Source organism: Paucibacter sp. KCTC 42545 (assembly GCF_001477625.1).
Taxonomy (GTDB): Bacteria; Pseudomonadota; Gammaproteobacteria; order Burkholderiales; family Burkholderiaceae_C; genus Paucibacter_A.
The window spans coordinates 3,783,898-3,807,054 of record NZ_CP013692.1 but is presented as its reverse complement, the minus strand read 5'-3'; the positions used below and the strand labels follow the sequence as shown (position 1 = coordinate 3,807,054).

The window sequence follows — 23,157 nt, the reverse complement described above, 5'->3', positions numbered from 1 at the left end:
GGCAGTTCACGAAAGTAAGGCCGCGAGTCCCTGCGCACAGCGCTTTGCTCGATTGAAGGGGTTCAACGTGAAGTATTCAACGGACTTGCCTGCGTAGCTAGCGAGCAACCGTTGCAATGCAGGGTTAGGCGTCATGATGCGCAGCCTTCGTCCGTTGAGACTTCGATTGAACGTCGACCGGGTCAAGCTCCGCATTGGCGCAGCGTCCTGCATTCCATTGGTTAGTGGGTATGAGGCTTGCCGCCGACTTTTGCCTCTACCAGGCCAAGCAGCAGGGGCGCGACAGGGATGGCTGGTGCCCAAGCTGCCGTCTTGAGATCAGATGCTCGTCGCCGTGGCGCCATGTTCGTCGTCAAAGTGACGGTGCTTGTCGCAGCGTTGCGGCGAGCGTAGCAGGCACGAGGCATTCTTGCGTCTAGCTGATCGCAATGTGCTGAGCAGCATCGATATGGGAGGGAGAGAAATGCAAACCGGGATGAGCATGGCGACGGCCAGTGAGACCTCAGCGCAGCAGCGCAGCAAGATTCTGTGGCTCTGGATTCCCACGGCAGTGTTGATGTGCTTGGGCTTGGCGCTGACCAAGTTCGACAGCGGCTGGAGTTTGCCGGTACTGGGCTTGGCTACGCTGTGGGCCGCACTTGGGACGATAGGCTTCAGCACATTAGAGGGCATGCGTTTCACGGGTTCCGGCATGATGGGCTATGGGCCGGACATCCGCGCTGTCGGCGTGTTTTCCCATTACCGCGACCGTCGGATGTTGCTGGCCACGATCGCGACCTATGTAGCTCTGCTAATGGCCGGCATCGTGCTGCCGGAACGATTTGAAGACCCCATGCTTGGCAGCGTCATGTTGCAAGGCCTTCAGTTCGTGGTTGCATTGCTACCTCTAGAGTTGGCCAGCTTTGTCGCTGCACGGCGATGGGGAGATTGGCCGCCCATGCGCAAGGTGGTGGCGCTATGGCTACCTGCTGCTGGGGTGGGCCTGCTGGCTCACTTCCTGTTGGTGGACCTCATCTCTGTCTTGCGGCCAGCGTTGGTGTTTCCGGCCAGTTGGTGGGTGGGGCCGGTGACGATTGCGGCCTATCTTTCCCTGCTTATCAGCCTGCACCACCAAGCCCTGCGCTGGCAGTACCGACTCGACCAGGCCCACAACCGTGCAGACGAGGCAGACACCGCTCGCCGCCTTGCCGAGGCTCGCCTGGCCGTGTTGCAGGCCCAGATCGAACCGCACTTTCTCTACAACACACTGGCTACAGTTCAATACCTCTTGAAGGGTGAGCCCGATGCCGCCGATTTCCTTCTGACCCAACTGATTCGCTACCTGCGCCTGGCCATGCCCTCGATGCGCCAGTTCTCATCCACGCTGGGCCGCGAGTTTGAGCTCACCGATGCCTACTTGCAGATTGCGCGCCTGCGCATGGGCGGTCGTCTGAGTGTGGACCTCGACCTAGCCACAGCGCTGGAGGGCATTGAGTTTCCGCCGCTGGTGCTGCAGACGCTCGTTGAGAACGCGATCAAGCATGGCGTCGAGCCCAAGACCGGGCCGGTGCGTATCCGCGTCTTCGTGCAGCGTGGGGACAGCGATTTGCGTGTGTGTGTCCAGGACGATGGCGTTGGGCTCGGGGGCGCAGCCACGCAGGGCGGAGGCACAGGCTTGCAGAACATCCGCGAGCGGCTGCAAAGCATCTATGGCGACCAGGCCCGCCTACAAATCGCCGGACTACCGCAGGGTGGCGTGATGGCCAGCGTGACCCTGCCCTTGGACAAGGAACGAATTCAGTGAGCGACTTGCAAGACATTCGGGCCATCCTGGCCGACGACGAACCCTTTATGCGCGCCGCGCTGCGTGAGCGCTTGCTGCAGCTCTGGCCCGAACTGCAGATCGCCAGGGAATGTGAGGACGGTATTTCCGCCTTGCAGGCGATCCAAACATTGAAGCCGCAGTTGGCCTTTTTGGACATCCGCATGCCGGGCCTGAACGGTTTGCAGGTGGCGCAGGCCTTGCAGGGGTCGGCCACGCGCGTGGTGTTCGTCACCGCCTTTGATGCGTACGCCGTCGAGGCCTTTGAGGCACAGGCACAAGACTATGTGCTCAAGCCGGTCGAACTGCCGCGCCTGGCCCGTACCGTGGCGCGCCTGCGCCAGTCCTTGGCCGAGCAGGCCGCGCCGCAGCAGTTGATGCAAGTCCTGCGATCGCTGCAGCATGCGCCAGTGCCGGCATTGCGCGCCGAGGCCGGTGACTGGCTGCAGGTTGCTGTGGGCAGCCAGGTGCGGCTGGTGCATGTCGACGATGTGCAGTTCTTCGAGTCCGACAGCAAATACACGCGCGTCGTGGCGGAGGACTGCGATGGCCTGATCCGCCTGTCGCTCAAAGAGTTGCTGGAACGGCTCGACCCTCGGCTCTTCTTCCAAACCCACCGCAGCGTGGTGGTGAACCGACGACATGTGCGCGGCGTGCATCGCCGAGGTGATGCACTGGAGTTGGAGATCAAGGGCCGCGAAGAGCGCCTCAAGGTCTCGAGCCAGCATCACCACTTGTTCCGGGCGCAGTAAATGCGGTGTTGCGGAAGAGGCTTCCCTGTGGGGCGTGGGAGGCTGGATCGCAACACCTTCCGAAGCTGTCAATCAACAAATCAGAAGCTTCCGCTCGGTCTCCGTGGATGGGAAAAGCGAGCGGGTGGTGTTTGAGTAGAAGCGTCACATGGCCGCTACTTCTTGCGGTCTAGTGACTCACCTGGCAAGCCGATAACTATCGCCAGACTGTTGCGCGCAGAGCACATAACCCGTTAGTACAACTTATTCAAGAAGTCCTGTCGCTCGCAATTTTGAGGCAGAAGTCTCAGTGCAGCGTGTAGAACTAAGTTTCCGTGCAGGTAGGCAATTAGCATCGCCCGGAGCCTTTTGGCCAAGCGCATCGCCCCAAGCGACTTCTACGTGCGGACGCTGCGCCCCTCAATTTATCCAACTCAAGAACACAAAGATGCAAATTCGCAGCAACTTCAAACGCACTACCAGTGGCATCCGCTCACTTGACCTGCCCCCTCCCGCCGTACCAGCCATGCGGAAGTCCGGGTTGAAGGTTACTTGATCTCGTTGCGTGTAGCCGGTGGCGCCTGGTTCTTGGTGCGGTGGCGCTGCGCGAACTCGGCCGGCGGTATCCGACCCAGGCTGCTGTGCGGCCTCACCTCGTTGTAGTCCTGCCGCCAGATGGCGATCTCCGAGCGCGCCTGCGGCAGCGTCTGGAACCAGTGCTCGTTCAAGCACTCGTCGCGGAACTTGCCGTTGAAGCTCTCGATGTAGCCGTTCTGCATGGGCCGCCCTGGCTGGATGAGGATGTGCCGCACGTCGTGAGCTTGCGCCCAAGCGATGAAGGCCCGGCAGGTGAACTCCGGCCCGTTGTCGGTTCTCACCGCCGCAGGGTAGCCCCTGAAGATCGCGGCCCGGTCCAGCAACCGCGTCACGTACTGGCCCGAGATGCCGTAGTCCACTGCGATGTCCACACACTCGTGCGTGAAGTCGTCGGCCACAGTCAGGCACTTGATACGCCGGCCATTGGCCAGGCTGTCGGAAACGAAGTCCATGCTCCACACCTCATTGACTCGGGTCGGCACGGTGAGCGGCACGCGCTCGCTGGCTGCCCGTCTGATCTTCTTGCGCTTGCGCACCGCCAACTGCGACTGGCTGTACAACCGATAGACGCGCTTGTGATTGACGCCAGGGAACTGTGGGCGCAGCAGGTCATGGATGCGGCGATAGCCGAAGCGGCGCCGCACCTGTGCGATCTCGACGATCTTGGCGCTGAGTTGCTGCGTGGCCTCATCGACCACGGGCGGGTTGCGATAGCTGTCTCTGGAGAGCCCCACCAGGCGGCACGCGCGGCGTTCGGACAGATGGTGCTGGGAAATCATCTGGGTCGCCACGTCGCGCCTGACCTGCGGGGCTAGGGCTTTACGCCGAAGACGTCCTTGAGCGCGTGGATGTCCAGGAGGGCCTCTGCCAGCAGGCGCTTGAGCTTGGCGTTCTCGCCTTCGAGCTCGCGCAGTCGCTTGGCATCCGTGGCCTGCATGCCGCCGTACTTGGCCCGCCACTTGTAGAACGTGGCGTCGCTGAAGCCGCCTTGCCGGCACAGCTCCTTGATCGGCATGCCGGCCTCGGCCTGCTTCAGGAACCCAATGATTTGTTCCTCAGTAAATCTGCTCTTCTTCATGTCCATCATTCTCCTGGTTGATGGACTTCCTCTCCATTACGCTGGTACGGCTGGGAGGGTGCAGGTCACACTGTCCCTCGCCGTTCTCACTTTGGGTTCCATTGCTCTATTGGCTGCATGTGGCGGAGGTGGCAATGATGACGCCTCTGGCGCAGACAGCACCGTACTGAATAGCTTCTCACTCAATGCCTTGACCATCAGTGCTCCGACTATCGGTGCGCTCAGCTACGCCGCCCAATGGTCAGCGTCCGCCTCGGGTCCGCTTGCTGCCAACAACTATTGGGTGCAGGCCTTTGTCGTGCCAGTGGGGTCGTCGGCGTCCGCCAAGACAGAAGCCAACCAGATCCTGAACCGGAACTGTAATCCTATGGCTCCCTGCAAAGACCCGCATACCGAGGCCTGCAACTTCAACAGCAATAGGGTTCTCAGCTGCAGTTTCGGTCGAGGCCGGCAATTGGCAGCAGGCACCTATACCGTCATAGCCGAGGCCTGCCATTTCAATAGTGCACTTGACAAAGTTTGTAGCGCGACCAAAGAGAGCAAATTGACTGTGCAGTAGCAGCCAAATAAGTTGGGCTGCTACAGAGTGGTCATCAACTTCAGGGCAATAGAGATCGGCCTGACGACCTGAGCAAGGATTTCCTTGCATCATGCCAGGCTCTGGGCCAAGCCGACAGTTCTTGTTGTTAGGCTGAGGCCACGGGCCTCGCTGAGGACTACGGGATGAGCCGAATTTTCACGGCACACCCAAGCGAAAGCCGGGGGCGCAGGGCTTCCGGTTTATGTGCTGTCCATCCGCCTGTTCCTTTCGGTTCATCAGCAGGGTGGCAAGGCGGAGCAAGCGGCAGGCTCTTGATTCTTGATGTCTGTTGCCTTGTAACCTGGCTCCAATCCCGTGCCGATGCGTGCCAGATGCCGACACAGTTTTCCGATCACTTTTCACCAAAGGAGAAATTATTGGCTACTCGAATTCGATTCGTGCTTTTTGCCAGCCTTGCGCTCATGCTCGGGAATTGTTTTGCATATACCTCGGTGGCCGCAATTGACGGCTACGTTTTAAGCGCATGGTGGAGGGCCAGCAACTATGAGTCACAAAAGGAAGCGGATTTGGCGGCATTCGAAGGCTGTCGCTCTGAAGCTCGCAAAAATGGCATTGGCAACCTTGCCAAAAAATGCAAGGTTGTGACAAGAGCAAAAGGGCCTGGCTATGGATCCATAGTCTGCGGGGAGGGGGGCTGCAATTGGGCAATAGGCTACGCATCGGGTCAGGCAGCCGTTGATGCTGCTTATGAAGGATGCAACAAAAGTTATAAGAACTGCCGAGAGCAAAACATAGATTTTTGGGAAGACTTTTCTGGTTTTCCTGCCAAGAATCCCGAAAAACTAACTGGCGGTGATTGCCGCCCACGTACAACAACCCTTCGCTGCCAATCTTCCTGCTCAAACGGCGACTGCGTTGTTTCGTATGAAAACGGCTGCAAGATAAGAGTTCAAGTTAATCCCCGGTTTGATGGCTTCCAGAATCAGTGGGTTTATCCATCTCCACCTTGTTAGTAGTGCGGCACGGTTCACGCCTGGCATAGCGCTTCGATAGAGACGCTCCGATATCAAGCTTCGCTTTCTGTCACAGACCTTGCGCACCCTTGAGGCTCAGGTCTTGAAGCTGAAGGCTGAGCCTATTCCTGCGAAGCTGTTTTTGCTGCCAAGTGAACTTTCGCTCCAGGTACAGAGCTGCCGCACAGGACTTGGCTCCATTCCTTGCAAAGGCCCCCCGGCAGGTAGCTGAGCCACTCTCTACCCCGAGGCGTGAACCGAAATCGCCTCCGCGCCCAGGGTCTCCCCGCAGATCGCGGAGAATCGCAGGCATGAAATCTTCTGCCGCCACCTCCGCCACCAAAACGTCCTCCGACCAACTCGCCGCCTATATGCAGCAGGTGGGCGAAGCCGCCCGTGCTGCTTCGGCCCTGATGGCCGCTGCGCCCACTGCGGCCAAGAATCAGGCTTTGCTGGCGCTGGCGCGGCGCTTGCGGGCGGCTGGGCCGGCTTTGGCCAAGGCCAATGCCAAGGATGTGGCTGCCGCCGTTAAGGCGGGTTTGGAGGCGCCCATGGTGGATCGCCTCAAGCTCAAGCCCGAGATCATCGAGACGGTGGCGCTGGGCTGTGAGCAGATCGCGGCCATGCCGGACCCGGTGGGTGAGATCAGCGGGCTCAAGCGCCGGCCGAGCGGCATCAGCGTGGGTCAGATGCGGGTGCCGCTGGGCGTGTTCGGCATGATTTACGAGAGCCGGCCCAATGTCACCATCGAGGCCGCTTCGCTGGCGATCAAGAGCGGCAATGCCTGCATCTTGCGCGGCGGCTCGGAGGCTTTGCATTCGAATCTGGCGCTGGCCAAGCTGGTGGCGGCGGCGCTGCAAGAAGCCGGGCTGCCGGCCGAGGCGGTGCAGCTGATCAACACCACCGACCGCGCCGCCGTGGGCCACTTGATCACCGCGCCGCAGCATGTGGATGTGATCATTCCGCGTGGCGGCAAGAGCCTGATTGAGCGCATCAGCGCCGAGTCCAAGGTGCCAGTCATCAAACACCTGGACGGCAATTGCCACAGCTATGTCGATGCCGAGGTGGATTTCGACCTGGCCTTGCGCGTGCTGATCAATGCCAAGACGCAAAAGGTCAGCCCCTGCAATGCCACCGAGTCCTTGCTGGTGCATGCGGAAAGCGCGGCGGACTTTTTGCCCATCGCCGGCGCCTTGCTGGCCGACAAGGGCGTGGAGTTGCGCGGCTGCCCGCGCACGCTGGCCTTGCTGGGGCCGATTCCTGGCGCCAAGATCCGCGCCGCCTCGGAGCAGGACTGGAGCGAGGAGTACCTGGCCCTGATCCTCAGCATCAAGGTGGTGGACAGCCTGGATGAGGCGATTGCCCACATCAACCGCTATGGCTCGCACCACACCGATGCCATCCTGACCACCAATCACGCCAACGCCATGCGTTTCTTGCGTGAGGTGGATTCGGCCAGCGTGATGGTCAACACCAGCACTCGTTTTGCCGATGGTTTTGAATACGGCCTGGGCGCCGAGATCGGCATTTCCACCGACAAGCTGCATGCCCGCGGCCCGGTCGGCCTGGAAGGCCTGACCTCGCTGAAATGGGTGGTGCTGGGGCAGGGCGAAGTGCGCGTTTGAGCGCCTGAGCGTCCGCGCGGCGGAGCCTGTGTGACTCTGTCCTTTGCTTGATCGTGCTGCTGCTGATGCAGCAGCGCTGAGCCTGGCCTCAGTGGCGCGTGCTGATTGTGATGGTGGTGCCGCGCAGGTCGATATTGCTGAACTGAATGCTGCCGAAGCTGGCGCCGTTGGTGTCGCCGTGCACGCGGATATTGTTGATGTTCAACTCGCCGATGGTGCTGGGCAGGCTGAGCGTGACCGAGCCGTCTTTGTTGATCCGGGTCTTGGCGTTTTCGGCGTCGTAGACCACGTTCTTCATCGAGGTGTCGGCGTCAAACATCTGCAGCACCGGGTTCAGCAGCTTGACCAAATCCTTGAGCGTCTCGTCCTTGGAGTTCTTGGCCAGGGCCAGCAAGCTGTTGTGATCGATGCCGCGGGCTGACACGCCGCCCATCTCCTCATCGTTGAGTGGCTGCAGGCCGCGCGCCACGCGAGGGTTGCTGGCGCTGGCTGGGTCCTCACTACTGCTGCTGATCTCGGTGGGGGCTGCCGGCGCGGCTGCAAAGGCTTGCAGCGGGCCCATCAGCGTGGTGACCACGGCGGCCAGCAGGCGCAGCTTCTTTTGCTTGCGCAGCACGCTGTTGATCTGACGCTGGCTGGCCAGATTCCATTCGGTCAGGATCTCACCCAGGCGTTGGCCGGACTGCTGCTGTTGGGCAATCGCCTTGCTCAGCTGGGCGTCTGAAATGATGCCTTTTTCGACCAGCAACTGGCCGAGCCGGGAGCGGTCACGCACGGTTTGAATAGTGGCCATGGCGGTTTTGTTGTGCAGCAGGGGTGGGAAATCAGCGGGCTAGCTTACTCTGCAGGGCTGTGGGCGCGTAGCGCGGGGCAGGGCGGTTGCCACTATCTTTCGGATAGTTGATGTGACTTGCGCTGGCGCGGTGTGCAGTAATGCCGCTGCGCCAAGCGGCAGCGACCCTGGCACACTTCAGGGCATGTGCGGAGGCTGATGCTTTTGCTTTGCTGTTGATGGCGCTGCTGCGCAGGCCCGGCCCGCCTGATCCTCATTCGCTCCGCTGCACCTTCTTTTGTTTCGTTTTGTTCGCCCGATCACCATGACCATGCCTCCCCCGCAAGCCAACTCTCAACGCAAAGCCCTGGTGCTGTTTTCCGGCGGCCAGGACTCCACCGCCTGCCTGGCTTGGGCGCTGGACCGCTTCGCCCAGGTGGAGACCCTGGGTTTCGACTACGGCCAGCGCCACCGTGTCGAGCTGGATTGCCGCCAGGTGGTGCGGCGCGAGTTGATGGCGCAGTTCCCGCAATGGGCGGCCAAGCTGGGCGAAGACCATCTGCTGGACCTGAGCCTGCTGGGGCAGATCTCAGACACCGCGCTGACCGAGTCGCGCGCCATCGAAATGCAGGCAAATGGCCTGCCCAATACCTTTGTGCCGGGGCGCAATCTGCTGTTCCTGAGCTTTGCCGCCACCTTGGCTTACCGGCGCGGCGCCTCGGTGCTGGTGGGTGGCATGTGTGAGACCGACTACTCCGGCTACCCGGACTGCCGCGACAACACGCTCAAAAGCCTGCAAGTCGCGCTGAGCCTGGGGCTGGACACGCCCATGACCATCGAAACGCCGCTGATGTTCTTGACCAAGGCGCAGACCTGGGCCTTGAGTGAGCAACTCGGCGGCGCCGCGCTCAACGAGTTGATCGTGGACCACACCCATACCTGCTATTTGGGCGAGCGCACCCAGCGCCACGCTTGGGGCTACGGTTGTGGCAGCTGCCCGGCTTGTGAGCTGCGGGCACGCGGCCATGCCGAGTTCATCGGCAGCGGGAGTGCCGGCGCATGAGCAACTGGGCGTGGTTCGGCTGGGGCTTGGCGGCCATATTGCTGTTCTGGGGCATTGGCGCTTACAACCGGGTGATGAGCTTGCGCAACGGCATCGCCACCGCCTTTGCGCAGCTGGATCTGCACCTGGCCGAGCGCGCCCGCTTATGCGCCAAGTTATTGGAGCTGTTGCCACCCTTGTTGCCCAACGAGCAAGCCACGTTTGCGGCCCTGGAAACGGCGCAGACCGAGACGCAGGCCTTGACGCAGGCCGTGCGCAACAAACCCTATGCCAGTGACCCGGTGGCCAGCCTGGCGGTGGCCAATGCGGTGCATGCGGCGGCGCTGACCCGGCTGATGTCCTTGCTGGATCACCATGCCGAGTTGCGCGAGCATATCGAGCTGTACGAGTTGGTGGATGAGCTCAAGCTGGTGGAACGCCAGCGCAGCTTTGCGCGCCAGCTTTTCAACCAGGCCGTGGGGCTTTACAACCAGGCGGTGTCGCAGTTCCCGACCCGCATCTTGGCCAGCCTCTACGGCTTTGGCGAGGCGCGCTCGCTCTAGGTCGTGGGCTGGCTCAGGCTCAGCCTCAGGAGCAGACGATGGCGCCTGAGCTGACCAGTTCGTGGAACAGCGAGACCAGCGTCTTGCCGCTCATGCGGTAAGGGTCGAGCTTGGCGTTTTCCGAGTACTTCAGCACCAGCCCGGGGTTGAGCCGATGCAGGTTCACGCTGCCCATGGACCAGCCGGCGAACTGGCGTTCGCTGACTTCTTCGTAGCTGAGCAGAATCACATCGTGATGGCGGGTGTCGCTGACGATGGCTTTGTAGCGCGCGTTGATGGCGTCACGCCCACCTTCGAGCACCTGGATGAAGATGCCGTCGGCATAGCAGAGTAGGCCGGTGATGCCTTCGCTGGGGTTGTGTTCGCGCGATTGCTTGAGGATGGTGGACAGCGCGGCCTCGTCCATCGGGGTGTTGGCGCGGCTGGCGTAAAGAAGGCGGACTAGCATCGTGGAGGCTCCGGAAAAAGGCTTCAGGTCTTGACCAGTGACAGGAACTCGCGGCGCAAATTGGGGTCCTTCAAGAAGGCGCCGCGCATCACGCTATTGATCATTTTCGTTTCGGTGTCCTTGACGCCGCGCCAATGCATACAGAAATGGTCGGCCTCCATCACCACACCCAGGCCGTCGGGCTGCACGCGTTCTTGCAACTCGTTGGCCAGCATGGTGACTGCCTCTTCCTGGATTTGCGGCCGGCTCATGATCCATTCGCAGATGCGCGAGTATTTGGACAAGCCGATCAGATTGGAATGCTCGTTCGGCAGCAGGCCGATCCAGACCCGGCCCATGATGGGGCAGAGGTGGTGCGAGCAAGCGCTGCGCACGGTGATGGGGCCAACGATCATCAGCTCGTTCAAGCGCGAGACATTGGGGAACTCGGTCACCGCCGGTGCAGCCTTGTAGCGGCCGGCGAAGACTTCGCGCACAAACATCTTGGCCACACGCTTGGCGGTGTCCTGGGTGTTGTGGTCGCTGTCGGTGTCGATCACCAGGGCGCGCAAGACTTCTTGCATCTTGGCCTGGACCTCGGCCTGCAACGCGTCGAGTTCGCCCTCTTCGATGAAGGCGGCGATATTGTCATTGGCGTGATGGCGGCAGCCGGCGGCCAGCAGGCGATAGCGCACCCGCTCTGACGCCGGCAGGGCGGCCAGTTCGGCTTGGCTGAGGGTGGGCTTGGGTGTGGAGGCGCCAGTCATGGTGTGTGTCTTTATGAGTCGAGGCTGTGAAGGGCCATTGTGGCCGCATTGCAAAGCCCGTGCATTTGCCGGGTAAGTGACAAATTGGGTGGGGGTGGCGCGGTGGCGTTTGCTGCCTTTGCCACGCCAAGGCTCAGGCCTCGGGTGTGACTTGGATTTTGGCGCTGCCCTACACTGCCGGGCGTGTCTGCACCTACTTCATCCTCATCGTCGTCCCAAGCTACCTTGGCGCCCCCGCTGCAACGCCTGTTGGCCGAGGTGGCCCAGGCCATCCAAGCCGTGCGCGCGGGCCGCTCGCTCACCGAGGTGCTGGCGCGCTGCCCCACCGAGCTGCGCCCCGGCACCCAAGCCTTGAGTTTTTATGTGCTGCGCCTGCTCGCCAGTGCGGAGGGCGCACGCAAGCTGCTGGCGCCCAAGGCCCCACCGCCCAAGGTGGAGGGCTTGCTGCTGTGTGCCCTGGCTTTGCTGTGGCCCAGTGACGCAGCACCTTACGACGCCCACACGGTGGTGGACCAGGCCGTCAGCGCCGTGCGCAAGCGCCTGCCGGCCAGCGCCGGCTTCGTCAACGCGGTCTTGCGGCGCTTTTTGCGCGAGCGTGAGGCCATCGTCAGCGCTGTCTGCGCCGACCCGGTGGCGGCCTTCAATCACCCGGCCTGGTGGATCGCCCGCCTGCAGCAAGACTGGCCCGAGCAATGGCAAGCCATTCTGGCCGCCAATAACGAACACCCGCCGATGAGCTTGCGGGTCAATGCCCACCACGGCTCAGCGGCTGACTATGTGCAGCGCCTGGCCGATGTGGGCATTGCCGCCCGCGCGCTGGGTCCCCTGGCGCCACAGGCGGTGGTGCTGGCGCGGGCCGTGCCGGTGACGGCCTTGCCTGGCTTTGCCGCCGGCGAAGTCTCCGTGCAAGACGCGGCCGCACAGCTGGCTGCCGCCTTGCTGGTGCAGCCCCACGGTGAGCTGGCGGCGTTGCCCGCCCATGCGCGGGTGCTGGACGCCTGCTCGGCCCCCGGCGGCAAGACCGCCCATGTGCTGGAGCTGGGTGACTTTGACCTGATGGCGCTGGACAGCGATGCCAAGCGCCTGCAGCGGGTGCAAGAGAACCTCAACCGCCTGGGCCAGCGCGCCACCCTGAAGGCCGCGGACGCCCGCGTGCCGGATAGTTGGTGGCACGGCCAAGCCTTTGATGCCATCTTGTTGGATGCGCCCTGCAGTGCCTCGGGCATCGTGCGCCGCCACCCCGATGTGCGCTGGCTGCGCCGTGAGTCCGACATTGCCCAACTGGCCCTGATTCAAAGCGAATTGCTGGATGCCTTGTGGCCCTTGCTCAAGCCGGGCGGGCGCCTGGTCTATGCCACCTGCTCGATCTTCAAGGCCGAAGGTCAGCAGCAAATCGACGCATTTTTGCAACGCCAGCCCGACGCCAAGGCCCATGATGTGCCCGGCGTGACCGGCCACCTGCTGCCCCTCGCTCACAATGGGGCCGATGCTCAAGCAGGCCCCGCGGTGTTGGATGGTTTCTACTACGCGCTGCTGAGCAAGTCCTGAGGGCGCACTTGGCGCTTTGTTCACAAATTTTCGGTTCCTGCCCATTGAGATCGCTCGGCCTGTCATTCGCCACTACTGCCTCTTGCCCCCAGGTGCTCCGGCCCTGGGTGAGCGCTGGCATGGCTGTGCTGCTGGCGCTATTGATGCTGTTCTTGCTGGTGCTGCCGGCCCAGGCCGCGCAGGCCCAGGGCGTGGAGCTGAGCCAGATCAGCACGACAAAGTCGGAAGACGGGCTGGAGCTGAGCTTCAGCACCCGCTTCACGCTCTCGGCGGCGGTGGAAGACGCTTTGATGAAGGGCGTGCCGGTCTACTTCGCGGCCGATGTGACGGTGCTGCGCAGCCGCTGGTACTGGCGTGATGTGCGCGCCGCGCGGGCTTCGCGCAGCTGGCGGCTGGAGTGGAAATCGCTGACGCGCCAGTTCCGCGTCAGCACCGAAGGCCTGAACCGCAATTACGCCAGCCTCAGCGAGGCCTTGAGTTCGCTGCGCGGCGCCGCCAGCTGGCATGTGGCCGACCTCAAAGACATTGAGGACGATGGCCGCTACTACCTCGAATTCAGTTACCGGCTAGACACCAGCCAACTGCCCAAGCCCATGCAAATCGGGCTGGGTTCGCCCCAGGGCTGGGGTTTGAATGTGGAGCACACCTTCACCCTCAACCCTGACTTCAGCCTGCGCACTGCTGCCGGTTCCTGATCAATGAGCAAAGCCGCGCGGTGGGCATGGGTCATCTCGATGGTGGCCGTGACGGGGGTTTGCGGTGTGCTGGCCTTCTTGCTGTCCATCGGCGCCACCTCGCAGCGCGGTTTTTTGGAGCGGCATTCGGTCTGGCTGTTCTGGGTCAATGCCGTGGTCGCCACGGTGCTGGTGCTGGTGATCGGCGGCGCGGCCATCCGCCTGGCCCTGCGGGTGCGCAGCGGCAAGTTCGGCAGCCGCTTGTTGATGAAGCTGGCCGGCATCTTTGCCCTGGTGGGTGTGGTGCCAGGGGTGCTGATCTACGGCGTGTCCTACCAATTCGTCAATCGCAGCATCGACAGCTGGTTCGATGTGCGCTTGGCCAGCGCCCTGGACGCCGGCTTGAATCTGGGCCGCGGCACCTTGGACGAGCTGGCCAGCGACCTGGGCAAGAAGACCCGTGAGGCGGCCGACCATCTGGCCGAGCGTGATGCCAACCTGCCGCAGCCTCTGGCGCTGAACCGCCTGCGCGAGCAAATGGGCTTGCGCACCGTGGCCCTGGTGGGCAGCAATGGGCAGATCATTCTTTCGGCCGGCGGCGACGCCAGTGTGCTGAGCCCCGAGCGGCCATCTGAAAGCATGCTGCGCCAGGCCCGCAGCAGCCTGGCATTCAGCCAGCTGGAGGGCTTGGAAGACGAAGCCCTGGCCCTGCAAGGCCAGGCGCAGATCCGCGCCCTGGCGCTGCTGCCCAGTACCGATCTGCGCCTGGGTGATAGCAGCGGGGCCGAGCGCTATTTGATGATGGTGCGGCGCATCCCGCCCACCGTGCTGCGCAATGCCCTGGCCGTGCAGGCCGCCAGCAGCGAATATCAGCAGCGCGCCCTGGAGCGCGACGGCCTGCGCCGCATGTATCTGGGCACCCTGACCCTGGCCCTGGTGTTGGCCGTGTTTGCCGCGCTGCTGCTGGCCGTCACGCTGGGCAATCAGCTGGCGCGGCCCTTGCTGCTTTTGGCCGAAGGCGTGCGCCAGGTGGCTCGCGGCGACTTGAGCCGCAAACCCATGCTGAGTTCGCGCGACGAGCTGAGCGGCCTGACCCGATCTTTTGCCGACATGACCGAGCAGCTCTCAGACGCCCGCGCGATGGTGGAGCGCAGCGTGGCTGAGCTGGAAGGCGCCCGCACCAATCTGCAAACCATTCTGGACAACCTCACCGCCGGCGTGATCGTGTTCGACGCGCAGCAGCACATCGACACCGTCAACCCCGGCGCCACCCGCATCCTGCGCCTGCCGCTGTCGGCCTACCGCGGCCGCCGCCTGGATGAGGTGCCGCAGTTGCAGGCCTTTGCCCAATCGGTGTGGCAGCGCTTTGACCAATACAACCCCGAAGCCGGCGAGCGTGACCATTGGCAAGACGCTTTCGAGCTGCAGGTCGAAGCCGGCCAGGATGTGCTGACCCTCTTGGTGCGCGGCGCCCAGCTGCCACAGGGTGCGCGGCTGATGGTGTTCGACGACATCTCTGAAGTGGTGTCGGCCCAGCGCTCGGCCGCCTGGAGCGAGGTGGCGCGGCGCCTGGCGCATGAGATCAAGAATCCGCTCACGCCGATTCAGCTCTCGGCCGAGCGTTTGCAGCACAAGCTCGAAGCCAAGCTCGAAGGGGCGGATCAGGCCATGCTGGTGCGCTCGGTGGCGACCATCGTCAACCAAGTGCAGTCGATGAAGCAGCTGGTCAACGAGTTCCGCGACTACGCCCGCCTGCCTTCGGCCAATCTGAAAAACCTGGACCTCAATGCCCTGGTGAGCGAGGTGCTAACCCTGTACTCACAGGCCCAGGAAGCCGGCCGTTTGCGCGCCGAATTGGCCTTGGCGCCGATGCAAATCAAGGGCGACGCCAGCCAATTACGGCAAGTCATTCACAACTTGGTACAGAATGCGCTTGATGCCGTGCAAGACCGCGCCGATGGACAGGTGCTGGTGCGAACCCAGCAAGCCTTTACCGAGGCCGGTGAGCCACGCGCCCTGCGCCTGCTGATCAGCGATAACGGCGCGGGTTTTGCCGAAAAAGTGTTGAAACGCGCCTTCGAACCTTATGTCACGACCAAGACCAAAGGCACCGGCTTGGGGCTGGCGGTGGTGAAAAAAATCGCCGATGAACACGGCGCGCGCATCCGTCTGGCCAACCTTCATTTAGAGGGTGACGAGACGGCGGCCGTGATAGGTGCACAAGTTTCGTTATCATTTTCAAAACTCGCGACTGCAGCGGCCGACGGCGGCACTGCCCAAAAACAAGAGTGAACTAGGACTCCATGGCAACAATTCTTGTAGTCGACGACGAACTGGGCATACGCGCCCTCTTGTCTGAAATCCTCACCGATGAGGGCCACACGATCGAACTGGCCGAGAACGCAGCGCAGGCGCGCGCCGCCCGCGAGCGCGCTCGCCCCGACCTCGTGCTGCTGGATATCTGGATGCCCGACGTTGATGGCGTCACCCTGCTCAAAGAATGGGGCGGGGCCGGCCTGCTGACCATGCCCGTCATCATGATGAGCGGCCACGGCACCATCGACACCGCGGTGGAAGCCACCAAGGTCGGCGCCATCGCCTTCCTGGAAAAGCCCATCACGCTGCAAAAGCTGCTGCGCGCGGTGGAGCAGGCCCTGGTCAAGGTGGCCCCGCGCCCCGCACCCGCACCGATGGGCGCGCCGCTGAGCTACACCCGCAGCGACAGCATCAGCCCGGTCTACCCGGTGGCAGCACCCGTGCATGGCTCCACCATCAACACCATGCCCTCGGCGCCGCAAATGGGCATCGCCTCCGAGCAAATTTTCGAGCTGGACCGCCCCCTGCGCGAAGCCCGCGACGCTTTCGAGAAGAGCTACTTCGAGTTCCATCTCGCCAAGGAAAACGGCTCCATGACCCGCGTGGCCGAGAAAACCGGCCTGGAGCGCACCCATCTGTACCGCAAGCTCAAGCAGCTCGGTGTCGATTTAAGTAGAAATAAACGCGGATCTGGTGTTTGATTGAAAAAATGGTGCTATAGTTGCGGTCTTCGCTGAGTTGCAGCGAAGACGATCTGAAAAAGATCAAGTTGGCCTGGTAGCTCAGTTGGTAGAGCAGCGGATTGAAAATCCGCGTGTCGGTGGTTCGATTCCGCCCCAGGCCACCAAGAATACCTAATGAAATTAAGCACTTAGCGCTATTGGCTCTAAGTGCTTTTTTCTTGCCCGCTCAGGATGTGACGGCGGATGTGCGCAGACTTGCTATGTCCACCAATTCCCGGTGAGTGGCATCTTCGCTCTTGAACGTTCGATTGGCAGCGATTTCCGCATGCCGGCCAGCCACCGCACCGACCCGCAGCACGAAAGAGCCGAGCGGGACGCGCTGATCAGTTCCGGGCCGGCGGCCGAAACATTTCGCGGTGCAGTCCCCAGTGCTCGACGGCAGCGCTAAGCACGGCCGATTCGCCGTCGTCGACATGCGCGTCGGCTTCAGCAAGTTCGACACACAAGCGCAGCACCTTCAGTCGCAGCGTGAAATCCTCGATTTCACTCATCAGGTCCGCCAGCGTGCGCTCGTCTACCGGGCAAATATCGGCCCAGTTCAACTGGCCGCTCGACAGCAAGTCTTCGCAGAAGTGGTCCAGCAGCGTGAGTAGTTCATGGCGTGTCAGGCCGAGCTGCTCATGCACGGCGAGACGGTCGAGGCATTCGATCTCTGAGGCCGCAATGTCGCCGTCGGCGACCACCGTCAAGGCGACGATGCGGGCCGCTGCTTGCGGGCTGTTCACGGGATAGTGGCGCATGGGAAGTCCTCTTGGGTGATTGATGTTGGACTTAGATCAGTCGAAGTTGTGCCTTAGCACTGCATAGCATTCGCGCAGCACAGGGCGCGACACCCGCAAAATCGGAGGGCGCGCGATGCCCGGTCGGGCCGCGCAGTTCTGCGGCATGCGGGTGGCGAGACTTGACGAGCACTTGCAACGCGGATCTCCATCGGTGGGTGGCAAGCGGAATGTGGGTCTCCTAACGCTTCCGAAAAAGCAGCTTTTCGCGAACTCCAACATCGGACAAAGCTGAACACCCGCCGGGGTTTCGACCTCACACTTCAGCGTTCGCTGCATGCCGCGTGCACGCCTTGCCTCGCGCCCGCCTTCTGGGCGCCTCACCCTCTGGAGACCGATCTGATGCCGAAAACTCGCACCGCCAACGCCGCCCGTCTGGAGTTCGCTCCCGGCTCCCTGGTTCAATCCAATCTGTCGGGGGCCGCCTTCACCGGTGACTGGCTTTGGGTGGCTGGCGACGAAGCCTGCGGCCTGGATCGTTTGCGCCGGCTCGAACCCGTCGGGCGCGAAGCCTTGCGCTTTGGCGAGGCACGCGATTTCCCCCTCGCGGATCTGCTGGACTTGCCCGGCACGGCCGAGGAAGAGGCCGACCTGGAAGGCATGGCCGTGGCCGATGGCTACCTCTGGGTGGTCGGCTCGCATGGCCTGAAGCGCAAGAACGCCAAGCCAGACCGGGGCCATGCTGAGAACGCCAAGCGCCTGGCCAAGGTCTCGCTCGGCAGCAACCGGCGCTTGTTGGCCTGCCTGCCGATCGAGGCCAATGCAAAGGGCGAGCCCTGCCTGGTGCGGCAGGCCCAGGACGGCCGCAAGGCGCTGCGCCTGAAGGGGAATGCCGAGTCAAATCTGCTGACGCGCGTGCTGGCCGACGATCCCCACTTCGGCCCCTATATGGCCATCCCGGGCAAGGACAACGGCTTTGACATCGAAGGCCTGGCCGTCGACGGCCGGCGCTTGTTGCTTGGCCTGCGCGGCCCGGTGCTGAGGGGCTGGTCGGCGCTGATTGAGATCGAGGTTGAGGCCCGCGCTGACGATCTGCGATTGCTGCCGCTGGACGAGCGTGGCACGCTGATCCGCAAGCATTTCCTGCAGCTTGACGGGCTGGGTATTCGCGATCTGCACTTCTCGGGCGATGACCTCTACATCCTGGCCGGCCCGACGATGGTGCTGAACGGTGACATTCGCGTCTTCAAGTGGCCCGCCGCCCGATCCTTGCTGGCCGCCAACCGCGAGCCCGTGCGTTTCGAGGATGCATTGACCGAGTCAGTGCCCCTGCCGCATGGACGCGGAAGCAACCGGGCTGAAGCGATCTGCGATTTGCCGCCGGCGCTGTCCGGAGGCAAGGCGCGTTGGCTCGTCCTGTACGACGCGCCAGGTGCCGATCGCAAGGATGGTGAACACGCAGTCTTCGGCGACTTGCTGAGCCGCGACTGAGGGCATTCACCGCGAGCCCCTTGAGTCAATCCATCATGGCCGAAGCCCCTGAGCTCGATCCTGCCGCACCGATCCAGTTCGTCATCAATGCCGCTGCCGGCAGCAGCGATGCGGACATGAAGCGCGAAGTCATCGAGTCGGTGCTGCGGGCAGAAGGACGCAGCGGCCACTTGCACTTCTGCACGCCCCAAGATTTGGCGAACGTGGCGCGTGAAGCGGCGCAGCGGGCCTTGGCCACCCGCGCGGCCGTGGTCGCCGTCGGTGGTGACGGCACGCTCAACACGGTGGCGCAGGCCGCTCACGCTGCGGGCTGCGCCATGGGCGTGGTGCCGCAGGGCACGTTCAACTACTTTGCCCGCACGCATGGCATTCCCGCCGACCCGGCCGAAGCGGTCCGCCTGCTGCTGCATTCAGCGCCGGTGCCCGTTCAGGTGGCCGGCATCAACGAGCGTGTGTTCCTCGTCAACGCCAGCCTGGGGCTCTATCCTGATTTGCTGGAAGACCGAGAAGCCTACAAGGCCCGCTTCGGCCGCAGCCGCTGGGTGGCGTTTGTGGCCGCCTGCGCGACCCTGCTGCGCGCGCAGCGCCGGTTGCGGCTGCATATCGAAACAGGCGGCACGGTTCGCGATATGCAAACCTTGACGCTGTTTGTGGGCAATAACCGGCTGCAACTCCAGCAGTTCGGTGCGGAGCCAGAAGATACCCTGGCCGGCACGCCGGGCGATGGCAGCATGGCCGCCTTGGTGCTGCGGCCCATCGGAACGCTGTCGATGATGGGCTTGATGTTGCATGGCGCCATGGGCAGGCTGGGTGAGGCCGCCGGCGTTGATCGCTTCGAATTTGATCACCTGGTGGTCAGACCCACGCTGGCGCAGGGCCGTCGCGGGGTGAAGGTGGCCTTCGACGGCGAGGTGGCGATGATGCGCGCGCCGCTCGACATTCGCGTGCTCGCCAAACCGCTTTACCTGCTGAGGCCGCAGCCAATAACGCAGCAGAAAGTGCCGCCCAAGGCTGCTGCCCTCGACGCCGCATCCCCGACGGACGGGGCCAGCCTGTGAGCCTCCTGCTGCAGATCTCCGACACGCACTTCGGCACCGAGCAGGCACCGGTCGTCGACGCCTTGACCAAGCTGGCCCGCCAGCAGCGGCCCGATCTGATCGTGCTGTCTGGCGACATCACTCAGCGCGCACGCCCGGCGCAGTTCAGGGCCGCACGCGCGTTTGTGGACAGCCTCGGCGCGCCGGTGCTCGCCGTTCCCGGCAATCACGACATCGCGCTGTTCGACCTGTGGGCGCGCTTGCGCCGCCCCTATGCGCGCTACAGCGCTGCTTTCGGCGTGGACCTTGAACCCTTACACCGCTCGCCCGATTTGCTGGTGCTAGGCGTCAACACCACGCGGCCCTGGCGGCACAAGCATGGCGAGATCTCCGGGCAGCAGGTCGACCATGTGGCGCAACTTTTGGCGGGCGCCGAAGCCGCCCAGCTGCGGGTGGTGGTGGTGCACCAGCCCGTGGCGGTCACGCGTGTCGAGGATCTGTCCAACCGTCTGCGCGGGCATGCGGCCGCGCTCGAGCGCTGGGCTGAGGCCGGGGCCGACCTCATCATGGGCGGCCACATCCACCTGCCTTATGTGATGCCGCTGCAAGGCCTGGCGCGTCCGCTGTGGGCCGTGCAGGCGGGCACGGCCGTCTCGTCTCGGCTGCGCATGGGCGTGCCCAACTCGGTGAACCTGCTGCGCTGGGGCGCGGACTCGGCGCCTGGCTGCTGCCGCATCGAGCAGTGGGATTTCTCGCTTGACGCTCAAGCCTTCTTGCGCGCCAAGCTCATCGAGGTCCGGCCGGCCAGGGCTTGAGTGGGCTGCGACGCGTCGCTGGCCAGTCCGCGAGGAACAGCAGGATGGGAGCGGTGACGAAGACCGACGCTGAGCGAATTTAAGCCGCCGTGCCCGCGCGCGGCCGCAGTCCCCATTTGACGGCTTCGAACCAAACCAGGCTCAGCAGCGCGGCGCCGCAGCCGGCCAGCAGCAGCTGCGGCGAGGGCTGGGCAAAGGAAAACAGGGCGCGGACGGCGGGCACGGCCAGGACGATGGCCAGCAAGCTCAGGGTGGCCAGTGCCATCCACAGGAAGGTGGGGTTCAAACCGCCCAATTTGGGGCTCGTTCCCGGTACGCCAGGCACCTCAGGCGCGCCTGTGTCGCCGACCAGCAGGGCGGGCCGATTCCAGGACCGGTTGGCGTAGATCAGGCCCAGGTTGGACAGCACCAGCACCGAGAAGGTCAGCGCGCGCGCCACTTCGTCCGAACCGGAGAAGGCTCGCGTCAACGCGAATACACCGAGCAGCAGGGCCAGCAAGCCCGCACCTTGCCAGAGGCCGCGCACCAGCACGGCGCGGTCGAATAAGCGCGCGTCTGGGCGGCGCGGAGGCTGGCGCATCGCGTCCGGCTCCAGCGGCTCGGCTTCGAAGACGACCGAGCAGGCCGGGTCGATGATCAGCTGCAGGAACAAGATGTGCACCGGCATCAGCAGCATGGGCCAGCCCAGCAGCACAGGCAGGATGGATAGCCCGACGATGGGCACATGCACCGCGATCACGAAGACGATGGCCTTGCGCAGATTGGCGAAGACGCGGCGCCCGTAGCGCACCGCCGTCACCAGGGCGGTGAAGTCGTCGTTCAGCAGCACCAGTGCGGCGGCCTCGCGGGCCACATCGGTGCCGCGCGCGCCCATGGCCACGCCGATGTGCGCGGCCTTCAGCGCCGGCGCGTCGTTGACGCCGTCGCCCGTCATCGCCACCACTTCGCCGCGCGCGCGGAAGGCCTGCACAAGGCGCAGCTTTTGCTCGGGCTGGACGCGGCAGAAGATGTGCGTGTCGGCAAGGCGCCTATCCAGCTCAGCCTCGCTCAACGTCGCCAGTTCGGTGCCGGTGATGGGCGGGCCGCTCTCGGTGTTCAGCCCGGCCTGGCGCGCGATGGAGCTGGCGGTGGCCGGGTGGTCGCCGGTGATCATCACCACGCGTATGCCTGCGGCCTTGCATTCGGCAATCGCTTGCGGCACCTCGGGGCGGACCGGGTCTTCCAGCGCGATGAGGCCGAGGAACTCGAAGTCGAAATCATGCTGCTCGGCGGGCAGCTCTGCCGCGGCCAAGCTGGCCCGCGCCACGCCCAGCACCCGCAGCCCCGCGCTGGCCATCAGCGCGACTTGCGTCGCGACGGCGGCGTGGCGGGTGGCGTCCATATGGCAGAGGTCAACGATGGCCTCGGGCGCCCCTTTGGCCGCGATCATCCGGGCTTGCAGATCGGGCGACTGCCAGACCCGGGACATCGCCAGCATCTCGGGCGATAAGGGGTAGTCATCCACCAGCGTCCAGTCGGCATGCAGATGCTCGGTGTTGGCCAGCAGGCGCTGGCCGGCGGCGCCGATAGCGGCCTCCATCGGGTCGAAGGCGCGCCGGTGGCTGGCCAGCACGGCGAATTCGAGCACTTCGTGCAGGTCTTCGCCCAGCGGCTTGTCGGCGGCTTGCGCGCTGTCGTAGCTGGCCGCTGGCGTCCAGAGCCTGCGCACGGCCATGCGGTTGGCGGTGAGGGTGCCGGTCTTGTCGACGCACAAGACCGTGGTCGCCCCCAGCAACTCAACCGCCGGGATGCTGCGCGCCAAGACCTGCTCGCGCGCCAGGCGCCAAGCGCCCAAGCCCAGGAATAGGGTCAGCACTACCGGCAGTTCTTCGGGCAGGATGGCCATGGCCAGCGTCAGGCCCGCGAGCAGGCCGTGCAACCAGTCCCCGGTGCTAACACCGTAAGCCAGGGCCAGGCCGGCGGCCAGCAAGAGGCCGATGATGGCCACGCGTTTGACCACCTTGCGGGTCTCGTTCTGGATCGGCGTGTCCTCGCCGCCCAGCCCTTCCAGTGACTTGCCGATCCGCCCCAGAGCGCTGCGCTCACCGGTGGCGACCACGCGGCCCTGGGCCGTGCCCTGGGTCACCAGCGTGCCGGAGAAGACCCGGTCGGTGTTGTCGCTGCCGGCTTCCTGTTCGTCGTGCTTGTCATCCACCGGCGCCGGGCTGGCCGCAGCGCTTGTGTCGGTGGCAGCTGTCAGCTGCTTGCTCACCGGCACCGATTCGCCGCTGAGCATGGACTCATCCACCGTGAGATTCGCGGCTGCCAGCAAGTCCATATCGGCCGGCACGCGGTCGCCTTCGGCCAGCAAGACGATGTCGCCGCACACCAACTCGCGGCCCGGCACTTTGCGCGTTTTGCCCTCACGCAAGACCAAGGCCTGCGGGCTGGACATATCGCGCAGCGCTTCTAGCGATCGCTCGGTGCGCCTTTGCTGCACAAAAGTGATGCCCATGACCACGAACACAAAGCCCAGCAGCATCAGCGCGTCATTGCGATTGCCCAGCACGAGGTAGATCGCCCCGCAGGCCACCAAAAGCAGAAACATCGGCTCCCGCGCGATGTCTGCCAACAGCCGCAGCACGCTGCGCGGGCGCGACACCGGCAACTCATTGGGCCCCTCGCGCGCCAATTGCTCGCGGGCTTGGGTCTCGGTCAGGCCGGTGGCTTGCATATCGTGATGCTAACTTTTCAATGGGAAGGGATGGCGGCGCGGTTGCCGCGCTCGGCATAGTCGGCACAGCCTAGGCTTTGCGCTTGACGCCGGCATGAAAAAATGCGCCCAAGGGCAGCGCACGGCTTTGCCCAAGCGTCTGGG

Annotated in this window: 20 protein-coding genes and 1 tRNA gene; 15 read left to right on the top strand and 6 right to left on the bottom strand. The window is 63.8% G+C overall.

Going from position 1 to position 23,157, the window contains the following annotated elements; translation table 11 throughout:
- Window positions 1-409 precede the first annotated feature (409 nt).
- Both AT984_RS16390 and AT984_RS16385 read left to right on the top strand, forming a co-directional pair.
- Window positions 410-1,783, top strand: a complete 1,374-nt coding sequence (locus AT984_RS16390; protein ID WP_156422063.1) for a sensor histidine kinase — start codon at window positions 410-412, stop codon at window positions 1,781-1,783.
- On the top strand, window positions 1,780-2,553 hold the full coding sequence (locus tag AT984_RS16385) for a LytR/AlgR family response regulator transcription factor (RefSeq protein ID WP_058721016.1): 774 nt from the start codon (window positions 1,780-1,782) through the stop codon (window positions 2,551-2,553). Before AT984_RS16390 ends, AT984_RS16385 begins: the two co-directional genes overlap by 4 nt.
- Window positions 2,554-3,080: 527 nt before the next feature.
- On the opposite strand, the gene AT984_RS16380 is transcribed toward AT984_RS16385, so the two are convergent.
- Window positions 3,081-4,207, bottom strand: a protein-coding gene (locus AT984_RS16380; RefSeq protein ID WP_442952149.1) for an IS3 family transposase whose coding sequence is annotated in 2 segments (ribosomal slippage) — window positions 3,081-3,964 and window positions 3,964-4,207 — 1,128 coding nt in all. Because the reading frame shifts where the segments join, the coding sequence is not laid out codon by codon here.
- On the opposite strand from AT984_RS16380, the gene AT984_RS16370 reads away from it, so the two are divergent.
- The 3 genes from AT984_RS16370 (at window position 4,206) to AT984_RS16365 (ending at window position 7,386) form a co-directional block, all read left to right on the top strand.
- Window positions 4,206-4,766: a hypothetical protein gene (locus tag AT984_RS16370; RefSeq protein WP_058721015.1), complete on the top strand. Its 561-nt coding sequence runs from the start codon at window positions 4,206-4,208 to the stop codon at window positions 4,764-4,766. The genes AT984_RS16380 and AT984_RS16370 overlap by 2 nt on opposite strands.
- Window positions 4,767-4,930: 164 nt before the next feature.
- Window positions 4,931-5,761, top strand: a complete 831-nt coding sequence (locus AT984_RS23045) for a hypothetical protein (RefSeq protein ID WP_156422061.1) — start codon at window positions 4,931-4,933, stop codon at window positions 5,759-5,761.
- A 371-nt stretch (window positions 5,762-6,132) separates the two neighbouring features.
- On the top strand, window positions 6,133-7,386 hold the full coding sequence (locus tag AT984_RS16365) for a glutamate-5-semialdehyde dehydrogenase (protein WP_231741785.1): 1,254 nt from the start codon (window positions 6,133-6,135) through the stop codon (window positions 7,384-7,386).
- An 88-nt stretch (window positions 7,387-7,474) separates the two neighbouring features.
- Here the strand turns inward: AT984_RS16365 and AT984_RS16360 are convergent, their stop codons facing one another.
- Window positions 7,475-8,179 carry a hypothetical protein gene (locus AT984_RS16360; protein WP_058721013.1) on the bottom strand — a complete coding sequence of 235 codons (705 nt, stop codon included), beginning with the start codon at window positions 8,177-8,179 and terminating at the stop codon, window positions 7,475-7,477.
- A gap of 310 nt (window positions 8,180-8,489) precedes the next feature.
- Here AT984_RS16360 and queC point away from each other — a divergent pair, with 310 nt between their 5' ends.
- Together queC and AT984_RS16350 are read left to right on the top strand one after the other, a co-directional pair.
- Window positions 8,490-9,221 (top strand): 7-cyano-7-deazaguanine synthase QueC, encoded by a 732-nt coding sequence (gene queC, locus AT984_RS16355; protein ID WP_156422237.1) that lies wholly within the window; start codon window positions 8,490-8,492, stop codon window positions 9,219-9,221.
- On the top strand, window positions 9,218-9,763 hold the full coding sequence (locus tag AT984_RS16350) for a LemA family protein (protein ID WP_058721011.1): 546 nt from the start codon (window positions 9,218-9,220) through the stop codon (window positions 9,761-9,763). Before queC ends, AT984_RS16350 begins: the two co-directional genes overlap by 4 nt.
- Before the next feature lie 25 nt (window positions 9,764-9,788).
- On the opposite strand, the gene AT984_RS16345 is transcribed toward AT984_RS16350, so the two are convergent.
- Entirely contained in the window at window positions 9,789-10,211 is a 423-nt protein-coding gene (locus AT984_RS16345; RefSeq protein WP_058721010.1) for a BLUF domain-containing protein, read from the bottom strand.
- A 23-nt stretch (window positions 10,212-10,234) separates the two neighbouring features.
- A complete protein-coding gene (folE, locus tag AT984_RS16340; RefSeq protein ID WP_058721009.1) occupies window positions 10,235-10,957 on the bottom strand; it encodes a GTP cyclohydrolase I in 723 nt (240 codons plus the stop codon).
- 174 nt (window positions 10,958-11,131) lie between these two features.
- Between folE and rsmB the strand changes: the two genes are divergently transcribed.
- From rsmB to AT984_RS16315, 5 genes are all read left to right on the top strand, one after another.
- Entirely contained in the window at window positions 11,132-12,505 is a 1,374-nt protein-coding gene (gene rsmB / locus AT984_RS16335) for a 16S rRNA (cytosine(967)-C(5))-methyltransferase RsmB (protein ID WP_082680102.1), read from the top strand.
- A 119-nt stretch (window positions 12,506-12,624) separates the two neighbouring features.
- Window positions 12,625-13,200, top strand: coding sequence for a DUF4390 domain-containing protein (locus tag AT984_RS16330; RefSeq protein ID WP_082680101.1), 576 nt, complete (start codon window positions 12,625-12,627; stop codon window positions 13,198-13,200).
- Between the two features lie 3 nt (window positions 13,201-13,203).
- A complete protein-coding gene (locus tag AT984_RS16325) occupies window positions 13,204-15,471 on the top strand; it encodes a sensor histidine kinase (RefSeq protein ID WP_058721007.1) in 2,268 nt (755 codons plus the stop codon).
- 11 nt (window positions 15,472-15,482) lie between these two features.
- Window positions 15,483-16,196 (top strand): response regulator, encoded by a 714-nt coding sequence (locus tag AT984_RS16320; protein WP_058721006.1) that lies wholly within the window; start codon window positions 15,483-15,485, stop codon window positions 16,194-16,196.
- Window positions 16,197-16,266: 70 nt separating this feature from the next.
- Window positions 16,267-16,342: transfer RNA gene (locus tag AT984_RS16315), tRNA-Phe, on the top strand.
- A 219-nt stretch (window positions 16,343-16,561) separates the two neighbouring features.
- Here the strand turns inward: AT984_RS16315 and AT984_RS16310 are convergent.
- A complete protein-coding gene (locus AT984_RS16310; protein ID WP_058721005.1) occupies window positions 16,562-16,978 on the bottom strand; it encodes a tellurite resistance TerB family protein in 417 nt (138 codons plus the stop codon).
- 381 nt (window positions 16,979-17,359) lie between these two features.
- On the opposite strand from AT984_RS16310, the gene AT984_RS16305 reads away from it, so the two are divergent.
- From AT984_RS16305 to AT984_RS16295, 3 genes are read left to right on the top strand one after another with little or no spacing between them, the layout of a single operon-like run.
- Window positions 17,360-18,448: a DUF3616 domain-containing protein gene (locus tag AT984_RS16305; RefSeq protein WP_058721004.1), complete on the top strand. Its 1,089-nt coding sequence runs from the start codon at window positions 17,360-17,362 to the stop codon at window positions 18,446-18,448.
- 35 nt (window positions 18,449-18,483) lie between these two features.
- Complete coding sequence (locus tag AT984_RS16300) at window positions 18,484-19,506, top strand: diacylglycerol/lipid kinase family protein (protein ID WP_058721003.1); 1,023 nt, start codon at window positions 18,484-18,486, stop codon at window positions 19,504-19,506.
- Complete coding sequence (locus AT984_RS16295; RefSeq protein WP_058721002.1) at window positions 19,503-20,300, top strand: metallophosphoesterase family protein; 798 nt, start codon at window positions 19,503-19,505, stop codon at window positions 20,298-20,300. The genes AT984_RS16300 and AT984_RS16295 overlap by 4 nt, the downstream gene beginning before the upstream one ends.
- Window positions 20,301-20,379: 79 nt before the next feature.
- Here the strand turns inward: AT984_RS16295 and AT984_RS16290 are convergent, their stop codons facing one another.
- Window positions 20,380-23,013, bottom strand: a complete 2,634-nt coding sequence (locus AT984_RS16290; RefSeq protein ID WP_058721001.1) for a cation-translocating P-type ATPase — start codon at window positions 23,011-23,013, stop codon at window positions 20,380-20,382.
- Window positions 23,014-23,157 lie beyond the last annotated feature (144 nt).

Coding starts and splice junctions, on each gene's coding strand:
- AT984_RS16370 (WP_058721015.1), top strand. CDS start 4,206: ATGTCCATCATTCTCCTGGTTGATGGACTTCCTCTCCATTACGCTGGT.
- AT984_RS23045 (WP_156422061.1), top strand. CDS start 4,931: ATGAGCCGAATTTTCACGGCACACCCAAGCGAAAGCCGGGGGCGCAGG.
- AT984_RS16365 (WP_231741785.1), top strand. CDS start 6,133: ATGCAGCAGGTGGGCGAAGCCGCCCGTGCTGCTTCGGCCCTGATGGCC.
- AT984_RS16360 (WP_058721013.1), bottom strand. CDS start 8,179: ATGGCCACTATTCAAACCGTGCGTGACCGCTCCCGGCTCGGCCAGTTG.
- queC (WP_156422237.1), top strand. CDS start 8,490: ATGCCTCCCCCGCAAGCCAACTCTCAACGCAAAGCCCTGGTGCTGTTT.
- AT984_RS16350 (WP_058721011.1), top strand. CDS start 9,218: ATGAGCAACTGGGCGTGGTTCGGCTGGGGCTTGGCGGCCATATTGCTG.
- AT984_RS16345 (WP_058721010.1), bottom strand. CDS start 10,211: ATGCTAGTCCGCCTTCTTTACGCCAGCCGCGCCAACACCCCGATGGAC.
- folE (WP_058721009.1), bottom strand. CDS start 10,957: ATGACTGGCGCCTCCACACCCAAGCCCACCCTCAGCCAAGCCGAACTG.
- AT984_RS16330 (WP_082680101.1), top strand. CDS start 12,625: ATGGCTGTGCTGCTGGCGCTATTGATGCTGTTCTTGCTGGTGCTGCCG.
- AT984_RS16325 (WP_058721007.1), top strand. CDS start 13,204: ATGAGCAAAGCCGCGCGGTGGGCATGGGTCATCTCGATGGTGGCCGTG.
- AT984_RS16320 (WP_058721006.1), top strand. CDS start 15,483: ATGGCAACAATTCTTGTAGTCGACGACGAACTGGGCATACGCGCCCTC.
- AT984_RS16310 (WP_058721005.1), bottom strand. CDS start 16,978: ATGCGCCACTATCCCGTGAACAGCCCGCAAGCAGCGGCCCGCATCGTC.
- AT984_RS16305 (WP_058721004.1), top strand. CDS start 17,360: ATGCCGAAAACTCGCACCGCCAACGCCGCCCGTCTGGAGTTCGCTCCC.
- AT984_RS16300 (WP_058721003.1), top strand. CDS start 18,484: ATGGCCGAAGCCCCTGAGCTCGATCCTGCCGCACCGATCCAGTTCGTC.
- AT984_RS16290 (WP_058721001.1), bottom strand. CDS start 23,013: ATGCAAGCCACCGGCCTGACCGAGACCCAAGCCCGCGAGCAATTGGCG.